Consider the following 18,307-nt stretch of genomic DNA (forward strand, 5'->3'; position numbering starts at 1 on the left):
AAAAGTCATGACCGAGCGCAGGGACCCGTACGGGGTGAGCAGTTCCCACATCTCCTGGATGACGCCCACCGCGTCCTTCGAGCACAGGACTCGGCCTTGAGCAGGGTGTGGCGGAGCGCCAGGTAGGTGACCTCGATCTCCGAGCGCTCGTGGTAGGGACGCACCAGGTGGTGACCGCAGGCCGCAAGTGCCACATCGGGGCGGACATCCTGCTGCCTGCTGTCCGGTCACCGCAGCGAGCGTTTCCGGCAAAGCCGGAGGCATCCACCGGATGTCTCACATCGCCACCACCAACCCCGCGTGGCCAAGGCACGGGCCGACACCGGCTGCCGCACCAAAGCCGTTGACCACGGCGCCCGCCTCGGCATCGACGTCGAAGTCGTCCAACGCGCCTCCGGCGTCCAAGGATTCAAAAAAAGTCATCCCCGACGCTTCGCAGTCGAGCGGACCTTCGGCCGGCTCATGCACCACCGCCGACGCGCCCGTGACTACGAGACCGGCCCCCACCGCTCCGAAGCCGTGATCCACGTTGCGATGAGCGACCTCATTCAGAGGGTCCGCCAGTACGGGAGAAAGCGTCGTTCCAGCGCCGGCACGGCAGTGGTTGTCGCCGGTCATCGCCTGGACGGCAAGGCCCCGCAGATCCGTCGGCGTAGTGTGAAGGGCCCCGTCGCCTCGGGGCTTACCACCTCGTTTCCTTGCAGGGTGCCCCAGCCTTCAGGCCGGGGTGAATGCGAGCCCTGCGGAGCAGGGCAGGGGCAGAGGAATCGCCGGCAGGGCGATTCGTCGTCGCCCTGACGGCGTCGAGGGTGATCTCGGGCAGGTGCAGGATCTCGGCGTTGAGGGGCCGCCGGTCGGCGGCCGCTTGAGCGGTGAGCCGGGCGTGGAGTTCCTTGGGGGATGCGAAGCGTGAATTTGAGCATTCCGCTGTTATGGCGTTATTGCGCTATTACCGTGACGACATGTCGAAGTTCCGTATGTATCCGACGTCGCAGCAGGAGCGGCAGATGTTGCTGCACTGCGCGCACGCCCGGTACGTGTGGAACCTGGCGGTCGAGCAGCATGCGCACTGGCGCAGGCCGGCGCCCGGTTTCGCTGAGCAGTGCCGGCAGCTCACCGAGGCCCGGCGCGCCAACGAGTGGCTCGGCAGCGGGAACGCGGATGTTCAGCAGCAGGCGCTGAAGGATTTCGCTAAGGCCAAGAACGCCCGCTTCACGTCCGGGTTCGGTGAGCCGACCTGGCGCAAGAAGTACCGGCACGAGGGATTCCGCGTCATCGGCACCGACCGGGGGGCGGAATTGGCCGAGGACGGCTCGCCGAAGCTCAACGCGAAGACCGGCAGGCAGGTCATGGCCCGGTCCGTGGTGGTGCACCAGCTCAACCGCCGGTGGGCTCAGGTCAAGGTGCCCGGCTGCGGCTGGGTCCGCTTCCGGCTCACCCGGCCCGAGCTGCCCGCCGCGAAGACGTTCCGTGTCACCTTCCGCAACGGCCGCTGGCACGTGGCGTTCGCGGTCGTTCCGGTACCGGTCGCCGCGCCCGGTACGGGCGAGGTCATCGGTGTCGACCGGGGCGTGAAAATCACGGCCGCCCTCTCCGACGGGCGGAAGCTGAACTGCCCGCAGCTCACCGTGAAGGAACGCGCGCAGGTCCGTAAACACCAGCGGCGTGCCGCACGCGCCCCCAAGGCAAGCGAGCGGAAGACTGCCGCGTACGCCGAGGTGGCCAGGCTCAAAGCGCGTGAGGCCGACCGGCGCAAGGACTGGTGCGAGAAGACCAGCACGATGCTCGCCCGCACCTACCGCCTGGTCCGGTTCGAGAAACTGAACATCAAGAACATGACCCGCTCGGCCAGCGGAACCACCGAGCAGCCCGGCAAACAGGTCAGGCAGAAAGCCGGCCTGAACCGGGCCATCCTCGCCCAGGGCTGGGGCCTGCTGCGCCAACGCACCGAACACAAGGCCCCCGGCCGGGTCGAAGACGTCCCCGCCCCCTACACCAGCCTGCGATGCAGCGCCTGCGGATGGATCGACAAGAACTCGCGCAAGAGCCAAGCCGAGTTCGTCTGCTCCTTGTGCGGCTTCACCTGCAACGCAGACACCAACGCAGCAACCAACATCGCGGCAGGACAGGGCGGGATACCCCGCCCCCGGCAATCAGCCGGTGCCGGAGGGATAACAGCGGCCACCAGCCGCTCGAGTATCCGTGAACCCCAACCCACCTCGGTTGGAATCCCCCTCATCTAAGAGGGGGAGGATGTCAAAATGTCGCTCACGGTCCTCGACTCGGCTCTGCCGTGCTGCCCGCCGAGCGGATGACCGGCGGATGTCGGCGAACTTGGTGTGCGATACCGGCCGACGGCGCTTCGACAGCGCACGGGGAAGTAGGATTCGCACGTCGCGGTGGCTCACGACGGGGTGGTCGCGATCGCCCTGAGCTGGTGCAGCCGAAGGCCGAGCTGCAGTTGCAGGTCGTTCTCCTGGCGCCAGTTCAGGCCGAGCACGTTGTCGGCACGGTCCAGCCGCTTGAGCAGCGTGTTGACGTGTACGTACAACGCTCGAGCGGTTGCCGTGACGTTGGCGCGGTGGACGTAGTAGGCGCTGAGGGTGTCCACGAGGTCGGTACCACGCCGCTCGTCGTAGTCGAGGAGCGGGCCGATGGAGTCGAAGATGAAACGGTCGAGCTCACGGACCCGCTCGGTGTCGAAGATCATGGCATAGAGGGCGTATCGACCTGTGGTGGCGCCGAGGTCGCTGTGTCCGATCGCCCGCATGACGGCGCCGCAGCGACTGGCCAGGGAGAAGGCGCGTGACCAGTCGTGATGGGCCACCCGTTCTCCGATGACGGCGACGGGGCCGCCCAGCGTGCGACGCAGCCGACGGTGGACCTCCTCGACGGTGTGGTCGTCGTCGGCGCTCGGGAGGATCATCGTGGCCCTGCCCAGATGTTCGCCGGCCAGTCCGCGGCAGTCCCGGGCGATGTCGTGCAGGTGGCGCGAGAGGTCGGTTGAGGACAACGTGGGGGACTCCGCTACGAGGACCAGGTTCAAGCTATCGGCGTCGATGTCGCGGGCCCGGGTGCGGGCGCGCTGGGCAGGGCTGATCCCGGGGCTGCCGACCATGAGCTCGGTCAGGAGCTCTCCGCTCGATCGCTCGCCGGCCTCGGCGACAGCCCGCTCCTTGAGGATGAGCAGCCCCAGGATGTGGGTGGCCCGCTCGAGGGTCCGCACGTCCGTGTCGTTCGGGGCTCCGTTGCCGGTGGCTGCCTCCCGGCTCCACGCCAGTGCGCCGAGATAACTGTCGCCTGCCTGGATCGAGGCCACACTGCGGGCGACTCCGAGGTGGTCGACCGAGGTCGAGCAGCGGCCCGAGCGGTGTGCGTTCTCGACGGCATCGGTCAGGCCGGTGTCCGTTGGAGTCCGGCACGGGCTCGACGCCGAGTCCCGGCGAACGAGAGCAGCACCGGTTCTGTCAAGGAGTGTGACACTTCCGCCCAGTTGATCTGCGAGAAGCTGCGTGACATCGTCCGGCGTCCCGCCCCCCAGCACAACTCCGGTCAGGGCTTCGTGGATCGCTTGCGCTCGCTCCACGACGGCCATGTGTTCCTCGATCTTCCGGTACGCGATCCGCAGCTCGTGCAGGGCGGTGCGGCTCGCCTCGTAGAGGCGGGCGTTGTCGAGGGCGACCGCTGCATGATCGGCGAATGCGCGCAGCAGCGCGATCTCGTCGCTCTGGAAGGCTCGTTCGGAACGGTCCGCGGCGAACAGGGCGCCCACCGCTTCACCGCGGATGACCAGTGGCACGCCGAGAAGTGCGACCAGCCCTTCGGCGGTGACCAGGCGGTCGAAATCCGGATCGTGGTCGATGACGGTCGTGGCGGCGTAGTCGTGCACCCAGTGCGGGCTCCGGGAGGCCAGCACCTTGCCACCGAGCCCCACATCGGCCGGTATGCACGCCGCGAGGAAAGGGGCGGAGATCGTTCCCTCCGACGCTCTGACCGACAGCCTGAAGTCCGCGTCGACCAGCGAGAGATACGTGAAGTCCGTGCGGATCAGATCGTGGGCGTGATGGACGATCGACTGCAACACCTCGTCGAGCTCGCCCAGCGCGGTGAGCGACTTGGCGGTCGTATACAACGACGCCAGTTCGCGCTGTCGGCGCGCGAGCGAGCGCAACCGCGCCCCGCCTCCGAGGTCGCTGACCACAGCGCCATCCCTCCTCGGCATCAGGTGGGGAAAAGCCCCACCGAATCGACGCGAGGTGTGGGTGATGCACACCTCAACCACACAGCAACGGCGCCTTAATGTAACCGCCATCACCCCCCTGCGCTATGGACGAAGGCGGCATCTATGGCAACTCCGCTCGCCCAACCCGAAGGACGGTCCGGCAGTCGTCCGGATGCCGGCCTCTCCACGAGCCTGCGCCGGTCCTCCCGCAAGCTGCTGGCCGCGGGACTCATCGCAAGTGCGCTTGAGTGGTACGACTTCTTCCTCTACGGCACCGCGGCCGCGCTGGTCTTCCCTCATGTGTTCTTTCCGCACTCCTCGGCTCTGATGGGGACCCTCCTCGCCTTCAGCACGTTCTGGGCAGGCTTCGTGGCCCGGCCCATCGGCGGGGTGCTCGCCGGACACCTCGGTGACACCTACGGACGCAAGCCGGTCGTCGTCACCTGCCTGGCGGTCATGGGGGCTGCGACCTTCCTGATCGGCTGCCTTCCCAGCGCAGGGACCGCCGGTGCGCTGGCTCCGACGCTGCTGGTCATTCTGCGCTTCGTACAGGGGCTCGCGGCCGGCGGCCAGTGGGGCGGCATCATGCTCCTGCTCACCGAGTCCGCCAGCCCCAAACGGCGTGGTTTCGCCGGAACCTTCGGCCAGACCAGCGTCCCCGTCGCGGTGATCATCTCGAACCTGATCTTCGTGGCTGCCAGCGGCCTGATGCCGGACGATGCCTTCCTCAGCTGGGGCTGGCGCATCCCCTTCCTGGTCAGCGTCGTGATGTTTGTGGTGGTCCTCTACATCCAGGCCAAAGTGGAGGACACACCGGAGTTCCGCGAGCTGCAGCGGGAGGTGTCGGGGCCGGAGAGCACGGTGGTCCGGGCTCCGCTGGCTCACGTCGTACGCAACAAGTGGGGAACCATCCTTCTCGGCTGCGGGCTCCTCTCAGCGACCAACAGCCTTTTCTACGTCAGCATCTCCGGGCTCCTCAGCTACGGCACCCACTCACTGGGACTCGAGCGCAACCCCCTGCTCGCGGTCGTGCTGGCCAGTTCGGTGGCAATGCTCGTCATCCTGCCCTGGTCCGGCCACATGTCGGACAAGGTGGGCCGTCGGCCGCTGATCCTGGTCGGTGGTCTGGGTGTTGCCGTCTGGGCCTTCCCGTACTTCCGGCTCGTCGGCACCGCGTCACTGCCGCTGATCTTCGTCGCGGTGACGGTGGGCTTCGTCTTCCAATGCCTCACCTACGGCCCCATCGCGAGCTTCCTCGGCGAGCTCTTCGCGCCCGGCGTTCGTTATTCGGGCGCATCACTTGCCTACCAGCTGTCCGCGATCATCGTCAGCGGCAGCACGCCGTTCCTCATGACAGCACTCATCGCCAAGACCGGGAGCACCATGCCGGTCGCCGCCTACATCATGATCATGGGGCTGATCACCACCGTCAGCGCATGGTTCCTGCCCGAGACGAACCCCGCCGAGGTCCGTGACGATCCACACGCCATCCCGGGCACGCACCTCTACCGCTGAGGGGTCCGGTGCTGAGCGGGTCCCCGGCCGGCCTGTCCGCGAGCCAGAGACCGGGCCGTCCGCACCGCGCAGCCCTCGCGATCACTCCAGGGCCAGGACGACTGCGAGGAGGTCGGGGAAACCGCGGCGCTCCATGCCTACGAGATCCGGAAAAGAGGCCAGTGTGAGCAGAACATCGGCAAGGAACGCAAGGATTCGACGGTTCACCGTGCCGGCGGCCGTGGTTCTGCTGGCAGGCGCCGTCCGAGTCCTCGGGGCCGAACCCGCGACCGCGCCGACATCGACCGACGTCGGCGCCTCGGTCGAGGCCGACTACTCGACGACGGTGCCGCAGTGCGCCGGGCTGGATCGGATGCGGATCCCGGCATCGGTCTTGAGCCTGCCGACAACCGGCGGTCGCGTCGAGTCAGTCTCGGTCATGACCAGTCGCGTGAGTGGCGAAACGATCAAGTACTGCCAGGTCGACGCCGACATCTTTCCCGTCGATCCGTCCGCGCCCCCTATCAAGATGCGCGTCGACCTGCCGTACGACTGGAATCGTAAGGCGATGATGTTCGGTGGCGGCGGCTACAACGGAACCATTCCCGACCTGGCGGAGAATGTGCCGTTCGGCCCAACGGACCAGCCGGTACCTCTGGCCCGGCGCTATGCGACCTTCGCCAGCGACTCCGGCCACCAGCAGAGTCCGGTCGCCCCGCCGTCACTGGACGGGTCGTTCGGCATGAACGACGAGGCCCTGAACAACTTCGCCGCCGGTGACGCACTCAAGAAGACCCGCGACGCGAGCCTGTTCCTCATCCGGCACGCCTACGGGACGCATCCCGCCGAGGTCTACTTCTCGGGAGGCTCGACAGGCGGTCGTGAAGCTCTCGTCGTCGCTCAGCGGTGGCCGACGGCGTTCGACGGCGTGATCTCTGCTTTTCCTGCCTGGAACAATCTCAGCGAGGGCCTGGACCTGGGGTACCTGGCGCAGGTGCTGTCCCGCCCCGGTGCCTTCCCCGGACCGGCGAAGCAGACGCTCCTTTACAACAGAGTCATCGACGCGTGTGACGGGCTGGACGGTGTCGAGGACAATGTCATCTCGAACCCGCACGGCTGTCACTTCGATCCTCACATGCTTCGCTGCCCGGGTGGTGCCGACACCGGTCCGACCTGTCTGTCGGATCCCCAGATCAGGGCCGTGGTCGCCATGTCCTCCCCGTTCAGGTGGCCTTACCGGATCGCCAGTGGCGAGACCGCATACCCGGGCTTCCCGTTCCTCTCCGGGGCGGACATGAGGACCCCGTTCCTCGGATTCGGTACAACTGCGCCGGCCGATCCCATGCCGGTGACGAGCGGCTACGGGTTGCAGTACTGGGAGCAGTGGGTCAAGTACTTCCTGACACGGGACCCGCACCACAACTCTTTGGACGTGGACCCCCGGCATCCCGGAAAATGGCTTGACCGGATCAGCCACCTGTCCGCGATCGAGGATCGCAACGACGCGGATCTCCGCCCGTTCGCCCGCGCCGGCGGCAAGCTGATCCTGCTCCACGGTGCTGCGGACGAGCTGGTCTCCTCCAGTTCGACGAGCGACTACTACGGGCGGGTGCACGACCTGCTGGGCTCGCGGTCGACCCGCGGATTCATGCGGTACTACGTCGTGCCCGGAGCGAACCACGCAAACTTCGGCACCCCGGCGTTCGCCGCCGGCTGGGACTCGCTCTCCGCGCTCGAACGCTGGGCCGAGAAGGGACATGCGCCCACGAATCCGATCGTGGCCGACGCGCTCCACAACCGCACTCGTCCACTGTGCGAATATCCGGACTGGCCGGGGTATCGCACGGGCGATCCGGACAGCGCCTCGAGCTTCGTCTGCATGCGCTGAGGGGGTCGGCCACCTCGGGCGCGGTGGCACCCGGCTCAGCGATGCCCAGGTGGAGTGGTTGCTGCCTGGATGACATCTGAGGCCACCGCCGGGAGTTGGGGCCCAGGTTTTGTGCGGCGCATGGGCAGCGATGTTCCGGCCTGTCCTGAGTGCAGCCCGCCCGTGTAGTCCGGTGGCCTCGTACTCCTCAAGCGTGAGGACGACGCCCGGCGGACCTGCAGATCACTGTGACGGTGTGCCGGTCGGCACGTCTGGTGGAGTTGGGCGGATCCGCCGGATGCGCCCTTGGGGATCTGCCCGGTGCCGGAGTTGCTCTGCTTACGGTGCCGTGAGACGCGGTCGTAGCGGGCCTGGGATTCCCGGAACTCGGGCGGCATGAGAGCGGCGAGGTTGTGGGTGGTGAGGCCTGACGGGTCGGCCGGTCGGCTGGTCATCGGCGGACTCCGTCGTCGCCGTCGTCGCCGTCGTCGCCGTCGTCGGCTGGTGCCGCTTTGACGGGCACAGGCGTATGACCGGGTCAACGGGCCGCACCCCGGACCGACCATGCTGTCAGCGCCCCTGTGTTCGGGTTCGCCAGGCAGGGTGGGGCGGCCTGCTTCGACCAGGCCGACGAACCCCCTGGTGGCGCCGGCCGCGGGAGTGCCGCAGTCAAAAGCCGTCCGGTGTACGGCAGTTGGCCTGGGGACCGGCGGTCATGGCCGCATAAAGTTTCATCTCCCGTGCAACCATTCGTACGTGCTGCGGCACTGATCAGGTGGGTCAACGGACTCCACGATCACGTGGGCCCTCGGTGATGGCGAGCCGTCAGAGACGACCACCGCCGGGCCCCTTTCCCGACTTGGGGATCACACGCACATACGTACCACCGTCGCCGACCGGGCAGCTACGTCCACCAGGGCAACGCCTACCCGTTGCACCGCGGCGCCCTGTACGTCACCGACCTCAATTCCTGCTACTCCTACACCAGGTCCGGGGAAGGCATCGCACGCATCGCCCAGGTCGAACGCTCCGCACTCGGCCTGACCATGGAGCAGGTCGAGTCCGCCGCGCACCTGCGAGCGAGCCCGTTCTACGACCTCCTGCGCGGCCACATCGCCACCCTGTGCACCACCGCCCCGACCCTGGCCGCCCACGACCGCACCAGCCCGGCACCCATCACAGCCAACCTCGCTTCAACTCTGCTGCGCACGACGGTTTCGACCGACGACCGCACCTCACGAGACGCCGCGAACGGCTACCTGGTCGACCGGGCAGCCCTGTTCATGCGGAAGAACTTCTCCCGCCCCCGAGCTCACGGCCGAGGAGATCGCCGATGAGCTCGGCGTCTCCGTGAGACACCTCTTCCAGCGCTGGTCCGCCCAGCCCGAAACCCTGGCCGAAACCCTCCTGGGCATGCGGCCGACCGCCGCACGCTCCCCTGTTGACGGTGCGGCCGCTCCTGCCGGTCAACGTCGTCGCCCACCGTTGCGGCTTTGCCGATGCATCCCACTTCAGTCGCCGCTGACACGCTCAACTCGCACAGCAATCCCGGGAAACAGCACATCCTCAACCGTCTTGCTCGCCACGACAGGAAACACACTGCCGAAACGATCCCGCGTTCCCGCCCCTGACCTGGGGATTCACCAACTGCGGACAGAGCCAATTTCAGAAGTCCTCATTACCACTCACACTCCAAGGCGCTGCCCAGACTCCGCACGGGTCCTTCGCCGCACGGTCAGCCGACGTGACAGCGCCCACCAGGGCGCTTCCGCTTCTGCGGAACTCAGGCCGATGCGCGCCGAGGAAGCCTGGACATCACCCTCTGGGCCCAACCTCGATGCACACAATCCATCCACAGATGCTTAAGCTTCGGCAGTCTGCCCATCGGCTCGCCCAATCCCATCGCTACAAGCTAGGAAACCGGTGTCTCACCGCAAGTACGCCCACACCCTTGGAACGCTCCTGTTCGCCGCTGCTCTTACCGCCTGCAGCAGCTCCTCACCCTCCCCCGAAGGCGCGCCTCCGGCCGTGCAGAGCCCTTCCGGCTCCAGTGCCGCCGGCGCTTCCCCCGCCGCCTCCCCTAGCCCCGAGGCACAGCTCCTGACAAGGAAGGAACTGGCCTCGGCGCTGCTTTCCCTGTCGGACATGCCTGCCGGCTGGTCCGCCGACACCGGCGGCGGCTCCAGCACGAACAAGACCTTCTGCGACTACAAGCAGCCCCACCAGGCGAAGGTCACGGTGTCCGGCAACTTCCAGAAGGGTGCAGGCCTCGCTGGCTCCATCGCGGCCGTCGGCTTGCGCCAGTACGCGAGCGTCGATGACGCCGCCGACGCGTTCGACGCGATGGAACAGGCCCTGAAAACCTGCCACAAGGAGACGTTCGAGGGTTCCGTCCTCAACTACTCGGCCATGAGCGTCGAAAAGCTCGGTGACCGTTCCCTCGGCGTACGCATCGAAAGCGGCGGCTCCACCCTCCTCCAGCAGTTCACACTCGACGGTCCCACCCTCATCAACGCCGGCACCGGCGGAATGGCCAACGTCGACGCCGACACGACCGCGCTCCTGCTCCGCAAGCAGGTCGAACGATACGAGGCCGCAGCCGCACGGTGACCTCCGGGGGCCATCCCCTACGGCTCCCTGAATCCTCTGCACAACTGGGGTGCCCGTGGGTCTCCGACCGGGGCACCCCAGTACTACCAAGAGCCCCTACCACCCGGCATGTGCAGGACGACGGGCGCTGTCACATTGACTGACCGGGTGAGATGCTCTTCTGGTTGATCACGCTGGGAGCAGTCGTCCGTGGGGAGCACGTACTCCAGGCCGAGTCAGGCCGCAGGGTCGGCAAAGCGTTCCTCACCTGGGCCGAGCATCGCGAAGACGGCCTGCAGATAGTCACTCATGGCGGTCATAGCCCCTCGAAGATGCTTGGCAGGGAACGTTTGCGCCAGCATCGACTACTCCTTCCGTCAACGGTCGACCGGGGCCCTCGTCATCGCGGCATGGGGCTTCTTAAGACGTCGTTTCTAATGGTGAGGAACGGATCGTTGGCGTCTATGCGTCGGTCCACCCGGCACTGTTGGAGTACGACTCGTAGCTGTACCGGGTACTGCGGTCCCACTCGTCTCCGGTGAGGTGCTCGTATGCGTTGTCGGGTACGTAGAGCAGGGCCTCGGCCCAAACGAGGTCGTTGGCGTAGGGCATGAACTGCTGTGGGTCTCGAAGTACGCTCTCGTACTCCTCACGGCCAGCTGCGACGACCGCAGCCCGGGTGTAGAGGAACTGATCGCTCGACAGGTCATCGCCATATTCCTTGCGGTCCAGTCTGTACAGCGCCCAGGAGAGCTGCTCGGCGAAGCCGACCACGTCAGACACGGGTCCCTTCGCCAGGCGGGCTGCCAGAGCAGCGGCGAGCTGATGGCCATCAGGATCAGGGGTTGAAGGGCTGCACTCTTCGATGAGCTGCCAGAAGACGTCTTCGTTCATGTCGCAGAGCATGACGGACGGGTGTGACAGGCCGGATCGTCAGGGCTTCTCCCTGACCAGTCTGCGATAGGCAATCAGGGCTGCGGCTATGCCGACGAAGGCGAGGAAGTGTTCGGCCTTGCGCTCGTATCGGCGGTGGAGCCGACGGCAGCCGGCGAGCCAGGACACGGTCCTTTCGACGACCCACCTGTGACGGCCGAGCCGCTGTGAGGACTCGATGCCCTTGCGTGCGATGCGGTGGCGGATGCCGCGTTTGCGGAGCCAGCGGCGCAGATGGTCGTAGTCGTAGCCCTTGTCCCCGTGGAGCTTGCCGGGGCGCCGTCGGCGAGGTCCTCGCCGGGACCGGATCGGCGGGATGCCCCGCACGAGCGGTTCAAGGCCGAGGCTGTCGTGCATGTTCGCGCCGGAAATCCCTAGCGATAGCGGCAGTCCGTTCCGGTCGGTGATCAAGTGGATTTTCGATCCGGGCTTGCCACGGTCGGTCGGATTCGGTCCCGTCAGAGGCCCCCTTTTGCGGCCCGTACGCTGACGGAGTCGATGGCGCAGCGCGACCAGTCAAGTTCCCCGCGGGCGCCGAGTTCGTCGAGGACGACGCGGTGGAGCCGGGCCCAGACCCGGGCCCGGCTCCACTGGGCGAAGCGCCGGTAGACCGTCTGCCAGCTCGGACCGAACACCGGCGGCAGCTGCCGCCAGGTGCAGCCCGAGGTCGCCACGAAGATGATCGCGGCCAATGCCTCGCGGTCACCCGCTCGACGCCGGCCACCACCCTGCGGACGTATGACCTCCGTCGGCGGTACCACCCGCCGGAACAGCACCCACAACTCATCCGGCACCAGCCGCTCAACCAGATCCGCCATGCACAGTTCAACGAACGATCACGCCATAAGAAACGGTGTCTAAGTCGTCGGTGAATGTCCTGAATCCCCCGTTGATTGCCGCACGCGATACGGCCCGCCCTCAGCCGGCCAGGTACTCGATGTCGACACTGTCCGAATGCCCGGGCCAGGAGAGGGAGAACGTCCAGCATCCCGGCTTCGGCATGTCGACGAGAGAGGGGCCAGGACCTCCGGCAATCGAACGAGTCACCACTACGTTCGTGCCGGCAAGGCTGGCTTTGATGGTCAATCGGTCGTCAGGCCTCAGATCGGCGGCCCCCGCGGCGTCCTTCGCCACCCAAAGGATCTTGTTCCCCCGGTCCTTGGCCGCCGGCGCATGGTACGGGTAGCCGAAAAGCACGGCGGCGATCTCGCCCTTGTCCCCCATCATGTGACGCTGGGGACCGCCGCGCAGGAATCCCTTCCGCGCCCACTCGGGAAGAGCGCCCTGCTCCACCACGGGCCGACAACTGCCGGCCGCATTCGACCTGGCGACGCTGTGAGTGGATTTCGTCGCCTTCGCATTGCCCGGACTGTTCTCGGTCCCACTGCAACCGCTCACGGTGAGCACCGCGGCAGCCAGAAGCGCAAGCAGAGCACCAGGCACAGCAGAGCCCTCCGAATGACGCGCAAACAGTCGGCTCAGGCAGTCAGACATCCCGGCTCCGATGCATTGCGGCCCCCGTCGGGCCAGTCCAGCAAGGCGAGTTGAGCGGTAAACAACAACTGGTTACTGTTCCACGCGCTTCGGACGTGGGGAACCTGCTATCCGGCCAGGCCCCACAGCTTTCCCACAGACGCAGGGGGACGGCGTCCCGCCAAGTGGTGCAGTCACTGGCCGAGCCGATCGGGTTCCGGCTGTGGAGGTAACGGAAGGTCGTCCTCAGCCGGTTCGGTGGTGAGGAGTTCGGCCATGGAGGCTTCGGAGAGGTAGCGGCGGTCGAAGACCTGCCATTCGTCGTGGAGTTCGGCCAGGACCGCGGCGGCCAATCGGTCCAGAGCGCCGGGTCGGGGAAGACCTGGACGACGTCGGCCCGCCGCTTGACCTCCCGGTTCAGCCGCTTGAGAGGATTTGGTGGACCCGGCACCTTTGCCAGGCCGAGCCGAGGAAGACGGTGCGGATCGCGGCCACCAGACCGCTGTGGCTGTCGGAGATCACCAGCTGGACGTTGTCCAGGCCACGGACTCGTAAGAAGCCGTGTCACATCCTCTTTCCGCAGGTCGCGGCGCCATGAAGCGCAGTCGTGATCCGGCTTGCCGTTCGGGTGGGCGTCGATGGACGGGCAGCCGAACGGCAACTGCGGGATCTTCAGGTCGCTGCCGCGAGAGCTGCCGGTACCGCCTCAAGGCGGCGCTTCCGGTACAGGCGTCCGTGTAGCTCATGCCACTCCCCTTTCCAACGGAAGCGACAAACCCCCGCCGTGACGGCGGGGGTCCAGAAGGCGTCAGCGCGGCGGGCAGCTTCTCAGCGTCCATGAGAGGCGGGCCACGGGGAGCGGTTCAGAGAAGTTTCTGCGGGGCCTGGAACAGGTCGACGGGGGCGACGTTGCATGCAGTCTTGGGACCGCCGAGCAGGTGGCCGCCGATGCCCTCGCCTTCCGGCAGCGGCACCAGGCAGCGGCCAGCAGCGCTGACCAGCGATGCACCGTAGGTGTTGAGGATGCCACCGGCATCTCCCGAGATAGCGGTGTCGCCATTCCTAGTGCCAAAGTCGGTACCGTCGGCATGGGCGGAGGCTGGTAGGGCCACCGCAAACAGTGTGGCCGCGGCGAAGGTTCCAAGGGGAGCGGTCAAGCGCCTGATCTTCATGGCCTGACAACGGCCGAGCCGGTGGAGCAGTCACGGGAGGTTCAGACACAGCTTCTGATCTTGATCCTTAACGTCTGGCTTGGTCTCGTTCGTAGAGGATGCTGGGCCGTTTCACAATTTTGCCCACGTCATGGCGGGTGGCGGGATGCCGATTTTTGGAGCCAGGTGGGCGTCCGGGGCCGGGACGGCTGGGTTTGGGCACGCGGGCCGGACAGGGCAGCCGAGGGTCTGTTCGAACAGGCGGAATGTGTGCTCCAGGTCGAATCTTCGCAGGTGGCACGACCAGGCGAAGTCGACGTCGGCCGGGTCGGCGCCGGTGGCTGAGGACCATAGCCATACCGGCGGTGCATCGCGGTCGCCGGGCAGGTGATCGACCTTGAGGCGGATCAAGGTGCCCTTGATGCTGGGGAGTTCGTCCTCGTGGTCGATCCAGGCGGAGCGTTGTTGGAGTTCCGGGTGGAGCCGGTCCCAGGCGCGGGCTTCGGCCTTGCCGTAGCGGGGTGTGTCGTTCACCGTCATCACCGATGGCTCGGGCCAGGTCTCCGGCTTCGCGAGGCCGAACTCCGGTCCGTGCTCGGGCGGCCGATCGCCCTTGGGCTGGTAGACACGCGGCGGAGCCGGGAGCCGCAGGGCACGGTCCGAACGAAAGCGGCCGACCAGTTCGACCGGCAGGTCCCGCAACAGCCATGCCAGGCGCATCACGTCGTAGCCGGCGTCCATCACGATCAGCATGTCCCCGTCGCCGGGCTGCCACTGGCCGGCCGCGATGAGGCGTTCGGTCACCTGTCGGAGCTGGTCGGCCGTGACGGCCGCAGCGTCGTCGGCAGGTCCGAGGCGTATCGCGACCAGCACCGCGGTCCACGAGGTGCGGTCCGGGGTGAGTGCGGCGACGAAGGAGTACGGCCAGCCCGGGATGATCTGTGCGGCCGCGCGGGAACGGCCGTGGACATGACAGAACAGCCGCTCCGGCGAGCACGCGGCGTCCGAGCGCAGCCACGGAGAGACGTCCACGGAGAGCACGATCCGCCCGCCGAAGCGCGGCAACGGCAGCGATACCAGCAGGTCCCTCAGGGCGTCCGTGTCGAGCCGGCCACGGTTCAAGGCCCCGTACAGCGAGCCGTAGCCGCGCTGGTGTTCGGCAGTCAGCGACAACTCGACCGGCGTCCGCACCGGGCCGTCCGCGCACAGCAGTGCGTCGGTCAGCTCGAAGAACGCATCTGCCCGCGCGGACAGAAACTCGTTGAAGGCCGTCCGAAAGCGTGACAGTTCCGCGAACACGTCCCGTCCACCGACCGGCGCCAGCACACTCATCGCCACGGCCTTCCTTGTGAACCCCTGTATCTCGTCGCAGAGTTCAGGATCACGAGGCGACCAGATCGCTTGAGACGCCTGGTCGCCGAGAATCTCAGTGGGTCCGGTCCCGGGCGCTTGGATGCCGGTTGCTGTCTCACTTGATATGGTCCGACACCGCGGTGGCGAACTGACACATCTCGGTAAGATCTCTTGATCATGGACGTGATCGCGGGAAACGAGATGGTCGCCATCCCGCCGGGGCAGGTAACGCTGTCGGACCGGCGGACGCAGCGCAGTTGGTCGGTCGAGCTTGCGCCCTACCAGCTCGCGGCATTCCCGGTCACCCAGGCGTTGTATGCACAAATCACCGGCCAGCGGCCGAGCACCGCCCACGGGGACCAGTTGCCCGTCGAGTGCGTTTCCTGGTGGGACGCGGCACGGTTCTGCAACGCCCTGTCCCTGTACGACGGGTTCACGCCCGCCTACCACCTCCCTGCCGACAGCGAAGGCATCGAGTGGGACGCATCCGCCGACGGGTACCGGCTGCCGACCGAAGCCGAGTGGGAGCACGCCTGCCGTGCCGGTACGACCGGGCCGCAGTACGCACCGCTCGACGAGATCGCCTGGTACCGCGGCAACTCGCACGAGCGCATCCACGCTGTAGGCGGCAAACACCCCAACCCATGGGGTCTTTACGACATGCTCGGCAACGTCTGGGACTGGTGCTGGGACGTCTACGACGCCGAGGTCTACGGCACCTACCGGGTGCTCCGCGGCGGTGGCTGGTTCGATGAGCACTGGAGTTGCCGGGCCTCCGCGCGGCGCCGCAGCCACCCGACGTTCCAGGTCGACGACGTAGGGTTCCGCATCGCGCGCTCCAACGTGTGACGACCGGTTTCCGCGCGTCGTCGAGCGTGACGTCCGCCGCCTCCGCCAACGGACGGCGCGCCTCTTTCCCACACACAGGACCTCGACCGTCACAGCGCCCGCATATCCGCGACCCCTCAGGTGGGCCGGGGTGCAGACGGGGTCCACCCGAATCATGCCGCCGACGATCGAGGTCGCGGCTGCCATGGAGACCGGGACGCCGTCCGGGGTCTCCCAGAACGTGAAGTGTCTGTCGCCGAAGCGCGATTCGGACCAGGAACCGGCGTCGCTCAAATCGGTAGAACGTTGCTCCCCGACGTCGACGCAAAACTCACGACACCAGCGCACGACGTGTCCACGGTCCTTCCCGCCGACGATGCGCCCCTGACCTTCGGGGCTCGGCTGCGGTGGGGTAAGCGTTCCGAGACGGTAAAGGTGCGTCCGCCAGAAGGGGACCGATGCTGCGCCCGTGTGCTGCTGCCATGCGTCCCGCAAAGCAGTGGCGGTGTCGTGGTCCCCGAGAACGCCGGAGGGGTAGTGACCAAGGCTGGCCAGGTGAGCGACGAGGGCTCCCGCCTGTTCGGTGGAAAGGGGGGTGATCCACAGTTGCCCGCGCGGCCTGCGATAGAAGATGGCGCAGACTTCACCTCCCGACTCCAGCAGGCAGAAGTCTTCGACCAGCTGCACCGCATCCTGCTCACCGAGCTGAACGCGGCCGGCCAACTCGGCTGGTCGCAGGCCTGCGTGGACAGCTCCCATGTGCGCACAAAAAAAGGGGGTGTGCCGACACCGGTCCGTCGCCGGTCGACCGGCGCACGACGGGCAGCAGACACCACCTGATCTGCGACGGACGCGGAACTCCGCTCAAGGTCATCACGACCGCGACGAACGTCAACGACGTCACCCAGACCCTCGCCCTGGTCGACGGCATCCCACCCGTCGCCGACCGCCCCGGCCGTCCTCGCAGGCGTCCAGAAGTCCTGCTCGGAGACAAGGAGCTTTCCAACCTGCTGGCTGTGACTGAGCGTCGTTGGGCGGGCGGTCGGCCGCGACGCCTGGTCACATGTCCGGTAGAAGAAGCCAGACTTCGGAGAAGGCGAGGCCGTGCTCGTGGGTCACCACCCCGCACGGGCAGCCCAGCGAGATCAAGCGCCAGTCGCAGGTCACGGTCCACGGGCCGGCCTTACCCCCGCACGCCGGGCAGGCGACGGTCTCGGCCGTCCACACCCCGAAAGCGGGTCTGCCATAACGCCGGAAGCGGCCCGCGTACCGGACCTGCCAGGGCTCGACCGGGGGCGTGAGCGGGACGGTCCCGGGCAGGCTCGGCGAGGCCAGCACGGCGAACAGTGCGATCAAATCAGGGAGCAGGACCTCGCCAGCCTCTGTCGGTGGCACGGCCAGGCCGCCTGCCGGCCCCGCCGGGGTCTCGTATCTCGGGGCCGCCGCTGCGCCTGGTGGGTTCGGGGTGGCGTGCCAAGGCAGGAAAGCGCGGGCGACGGCGGCCAACAGGGCGGCTGCGGGCGGGCTGACGGTGCCTGCGTCGAGGTGATGGAGGGTGGTGCGCAGGAGGCGTTGGAGTCGCCGGTCCCGGTCCGTGGCCAGCGTCCGTGCGGTCGCTGCCCGTCGGGCCGGGAGCGGGGCCGCGAGGCGGTCCAGGACGGCCACTGCTGCTTCGGAGTCCGCCGCGGCAGGGCGCCACTCCCCGGCGGCCAGGAGCTGCCGTGCCTGCCCGGCCTCACGGGTCAGGGCGCGTGTCTGCAGCGGCCGCGGGCCGAGGGCTGCCCTGTGAGTCTCGTGCCCGCTCGTCATGGCACCTCTCCCTCTTCCCTCGTTCCTGCGGCTGTCGCGACGTACCCGCTGCGAGCGCCGGTGGGCATCCCATCACACAAGCGGATTGGGTCTCTTGGAGCCGCTGGGGTTCGCGTCAGGCTGCGTGACCCTCTGGGACTCAGACTGGCCGACTACGACGCCTAAGTCACACTGGCCGGGCTGGGTAGTTGAGCTGACAGGCAGGTAAAGCCCCTGGTAGGTGGGTTCTCGACCAAGAATTCCGTCTCCACCAGAGGCTTCGTGTGCTTGTGTACCTGTCCGGGCTGGACGTGTACAACTCTGCCCTGTGCTTCCTTGCCGCTCGCCTGCGCCAGCACCGCCGGGAGACCGGCACCCGATGGCGGCGCCTGAGCGTTGACCGGCAAGCTCTGCTCGTCCTGGCTCACCTGCGGTGTGGTGACACCTACGCCCAGCTCGCCGCCGGGTTCGACATCGGTATCGCGACCGTCTACCGCTACCTGCGCGACGCCTTCGTCTCCCTCGCCTGCAGTCTGATCTGCTGGCGACACCTCAAGAAGGCCCACTCATGATCGTGTTACGAGCTCTTACGGGCCCGCGAAAACATAT

14 protein-coding genes and 6 pseudogenes are annotated in these 18,307 nt (G+C 67.2%); 10 read left to right on the forward strand and 10 right to left on the reverse strand.

Annotated elements, in window-relative coordinates; translation table 11 throughout:
- Positions 1–176: 176 nt before the first annotated feature.
- Both N4G66_RS45805 and N4G66_RS43420 read left to right on the forward strand, forming a co-directional pair.
- Positions 177–555: pseudogene (locus N4G66_RS45805) on the forward strand (IS5 family transposase); the annotation flags it as partial.
- A 407-nt stretch (positions 556–962) separates the two neighbouring features.
- The gene (locus N4G66_RS43420) at positions 963–2,243 is read left to right on the forward strand and encodes an RNA-guided endonuclease InsQ/TnpB family protein (RefSeq protein ID WP_261709848.1); all 1,281 of its coding nucleotides are present in this window, start codon (positions 963–965) and stop codon (positions 2,241–2,243) included.
- Positions 2,244–2,404: 161 nt separating this feature from the next.
- Here the strand turns inward: N4G66_RS43420 and N4G66_RS43425 are convergent, their stop codons facing one another.
- Positions 2,405–4,201, reverse strand: a complete 1,797-nt coding sequence (locus tag N4G66_RS43425; RefSeq protein ID WP_261709849.1) for a helix-turn-helix domain-containing protein — start codon at positions 4,199–4,201, stop codon at positions 2,405–2,407.
- A 144-nt stretch (positions 4,202–4,345) separates the two neighbouring features.
- Here N4G66_RS43425 and N4G66_RS43430 point away from each other — a divergent pair, with 144 nt between their 5' ends.
- The 4 genes from N4G66_RS43430 to N4G66_RS43445 all read left to right on the forward strand — a co-directional run bounded on the left by N4G66_RS43430 (position 4,346) and on the right by N4G66_RS43445 (position 10,193).
- Positions 4,346–5,737 carry an MFS transporter gene (locus N4G66_RS43430; protein ID WP_261709850.1) on the forward strand — a complete coding sequence of 464 codons (1,392 nt, stop codon included), beginning with the start codon at positions 4,346–4,348 and terminating at the stop codon, positions 5,735–5,737.
- A gap of 430 nt (positions 5,738–6,167) precedes the next feature.
- Positions 6,168–7,604 (forward strand): tannase/feruloyl esterase family alpha/beta hydrolase, encoded by a 1,437-nt coding sequence (locus N4G66_RS43435; protein ID WP_261709851.1) that lies wholly within the window; start codon positions 6,168–6,170, stop codon positions 7,602–7,604.
- 911 nt (positions 7,605–8,515) lie between these two features.
- Entirely contained in the window at positions 8,516–8,920 is a 405-nt protein-coding gene (locus N4G66_RS43440) for a hypothetical protein (protein ID WP_261709852.1), read from the forward strand.
- Positions 8,921–9,728: 808 nt separating this feature from the next.
- Entirely contained in the window at positions 9,729–10,193 is a 465-nt protein-coding gene (locus N4G66_RS43445) for a hypothetical protein (RefSeq protein WP_261709853.1), read from the forward strand.
- A gap of 215 nt (positions 10,194–10,408) precedes the next feature.
- Here N4G66_RS43445 and N4G66_RS43450 read toward each other — a convergent pair whose 3' ends face one another.
- The 7 genes and pseudogenes from N4G66_RS43450 to N4G66_RS43480 all read right to left on the reverse strand — a co-directional run bounded on the left by N4G66_RS43450 (position 10,409) and on the right by N4G66_RS43480 (position 15,061).
- A complete protein-coding gene (locus N4G66_RS43450) occupies positions 10,409–10,534 on the reverse strand; it encodes a hypothetical protein (protein ID WP_261709854.1) in 126 nt (41 codons plus the stop codon).
- 100 nt (positions 10,535–10,634) lie between these two features.
- Positions 10,635–11,066, reverse strand: a complete 432-nt coding sequence (locus tag N4G66_RS43455) for a DUF4240 domain-containing protein (protein WP_261709855.1) — start codon at positions 11,064–11,066, stop codon at positions 10,635–10,637.
- 39 nt (positions 11,067–11,105) lie between these two features.
- Positions 11,106–11,923 (reverse strand): IS5 family transposase gene (locus N4G66_RS43460; RefSeq protein ID WP_391858986.1). Its coding sequence is split into 2 segments (ribosomal slippage): positions 11,106–11,587 and positions 11,587–11,923, totalling 819 coding nucleotides; the frame shifts between segments, so codons are not numbered across the junction.
- A gap of 100 nt (positions 11,924–12,023) precedes the next feature.
- The gene (locus N4G66_RS43465; RefSeq protein ID WP_261709857.1) at positions 12,024–12,599 is read right to left on the reverse strand and encodes a hypothetical protein; all 576 of its coding nucleotides are present in this window, start codon (positions 12,597–12,599) and stop codon (positions 12,024–12,026) included.
- Between the two features lie 173 nt (positions 12,600–12,772).
- Positions 12,773–13,133, reverse strand: a pseudogene (locus N4G66_RS43470) (transposase); the annotation flags it as partial.
- A 308-nt stretch (positions 13,134–13,441) separates the two neighbouring features.
- Positions 13,442–13,735, reverse strand: coding sequence for a hypothetical protein (locus N4G66_RS43475; RefSeq protein WP_261709858.1), 294 nt, complete (start codon positions 13,733–13,735; stop codon positions 13,442–13,444).
- A gap of 82 nt (positions 13,736–13,817) precedes the next feature.
- Positions 13,818–15,061, reverse strand: a pseudogene (locus N4G66_RS43480) (transposase).
- A gap of 198 nt (positions 15,062–15,259) precedes the next feature.
- Between N4G66_RS43480 and N4G66_RS43485 the strand changes: the two are divergent.
- A complete protein-coding gene (locus tag N4G66_RS43485; protein ID WP_261709860.1) occupies positions 15,260–15,931 on the forward strand; it encodes a formylglycine-generating enzyme family protein in 672 nt (223 codons plus the stop codon).
- A gap of 78 nt (positions 15,932–16,009) precedes the next feature.
- Here the strand turns inward: N4G66_RS43485 and N4G66_RS43490 are convergent.
- Positions 16,010–16,579, reverse strand: a pseudogene (locus N4G66_RS43490) (GNAT family N-acetyltransferase); the annotation flags it as partial.
- On the opposite strand from N4G66_RS43490, the gene N4G66_RS43495 reads away from it, so the two are divergent.
- Positions 16,466–16,750, forward strand: coding sequence for a hypothetical protein (locus N4G66_RS43495; RefSeq protein WP_261709861.1), 285 nt, complete (start codon positions 16,466–16,468; stop codon positions 16,748–16,750). The pseudogene N4G66_RS43490 and the gene N4G66_RS43495 sit on opposite strands and share 114 nt — an antisense overlap.
- Positions 16,750–16,845 (forward strand): annotated as a pseudogene (locus N4G66_RS46180) (IS5/IS1182 family transposase); the annotation flags it as partial. The gene N4G66_RS43495 and the pseudogene N4G66_RS46180, both read left to right, overlap by 1 nt.
- Before the next feature lie 124 nt (positions 16,846–16,969).
- Here the strand turns inward: N4G66_RS46180 and N4G66_RS43500 are convergent.
- Positions 16,970–17,719, reverse strand: coding sequence for a hypothetical protein (locus N4G66_RS43500; protein ID WP_261709859.1), 750 nt, complete (start codon positions 17,717–17,719; stop codon positions 16,970–16,972).
- Positions 17,720–17,982: 263 nt separating this feature from the next.
- On the opposite strand from N4G66_RS43500, the pseudogene N4G66_RS43505 reads away from it, so the two are divergent.
- A pseudogene (locus N4G66_RS43505) lies at positions 17,983–18,225 on the forward strand (helix-turn-helix domain-containing protein); the annotation flags it as partial.
- Between the last annotated feature and the right edge of the window lie 82 nt (positions 18,226–18,307).

This window comes from Streptomyces rhizosphaerihabitans (assembly GCF_025399795.1).
GTDB lineage: Bacteria > Actinomycetota > Actinomycetes > Streptomycetales > Streptomycetaceae > Streptomyces > Streptomyces rhizosphaerihabitans.

Bases quoted from the DNA above. Each gene is read 5' to 3' on its own strand.
- N4G66_RS43420 (WP_261709848.1), top strand. From the start codon at position 963: ATGTCGAAGTTCCGTATGTATCCGACGTCGCAGCAGGAGCGGCAGATG.
- N4G66_RS43465 (WP_261709857.1), bottom strand. From the start codon at position 12,599: ATGTCTGACTGCCTGAGCCGACTGTTTGCGCGTCATTCGGAGGGCTCT.
- N4G66_RS43455 (WP_261709855.1), bottom strand. From the start codon at position 11,066: ATGAACGAAGACGTCTTCTGGCAGCTCATCGAAGAGTGCAGCCCTTCA.
- N4G66_RS43485 (WP_261709860.1), top strand. From the start codon at position 15,260: ATGGACGTGATCGCGGGAAACGAGATGGTCGCCATCCCGCCGGGGCAG.
- N4G66_RS43430 (WP_261709850.1), top strand. From the start codon at position 4,346: ATGGCAACTCCGCTCGCCCAACCCGAAGGACGGTCCGGCAGTCGTCCG.
- N4G66_RS43445 (WP_261709853.1), top strand. From the start codon at position 9,729: ATGCCTGCCGGCTGGTCCGCCGACACCGGCGGCGGCTCCAGCACGAAC.
- N4G66_RS43450 (WP_261709854.1), bottom strand. From the start codon at position 10,534: ATGCTGGCGCAAACGTTCCCTGCCAAGCATCTTCGAGGGGCTATGACC.
- N4G66_RS43500 (WP_261709859.1), bottom strand. From the start codon at position 17,719: ATGACGAGCGGGCACGAGACTCACAGGGCAGCCCTCGGCCCGCGGCCG.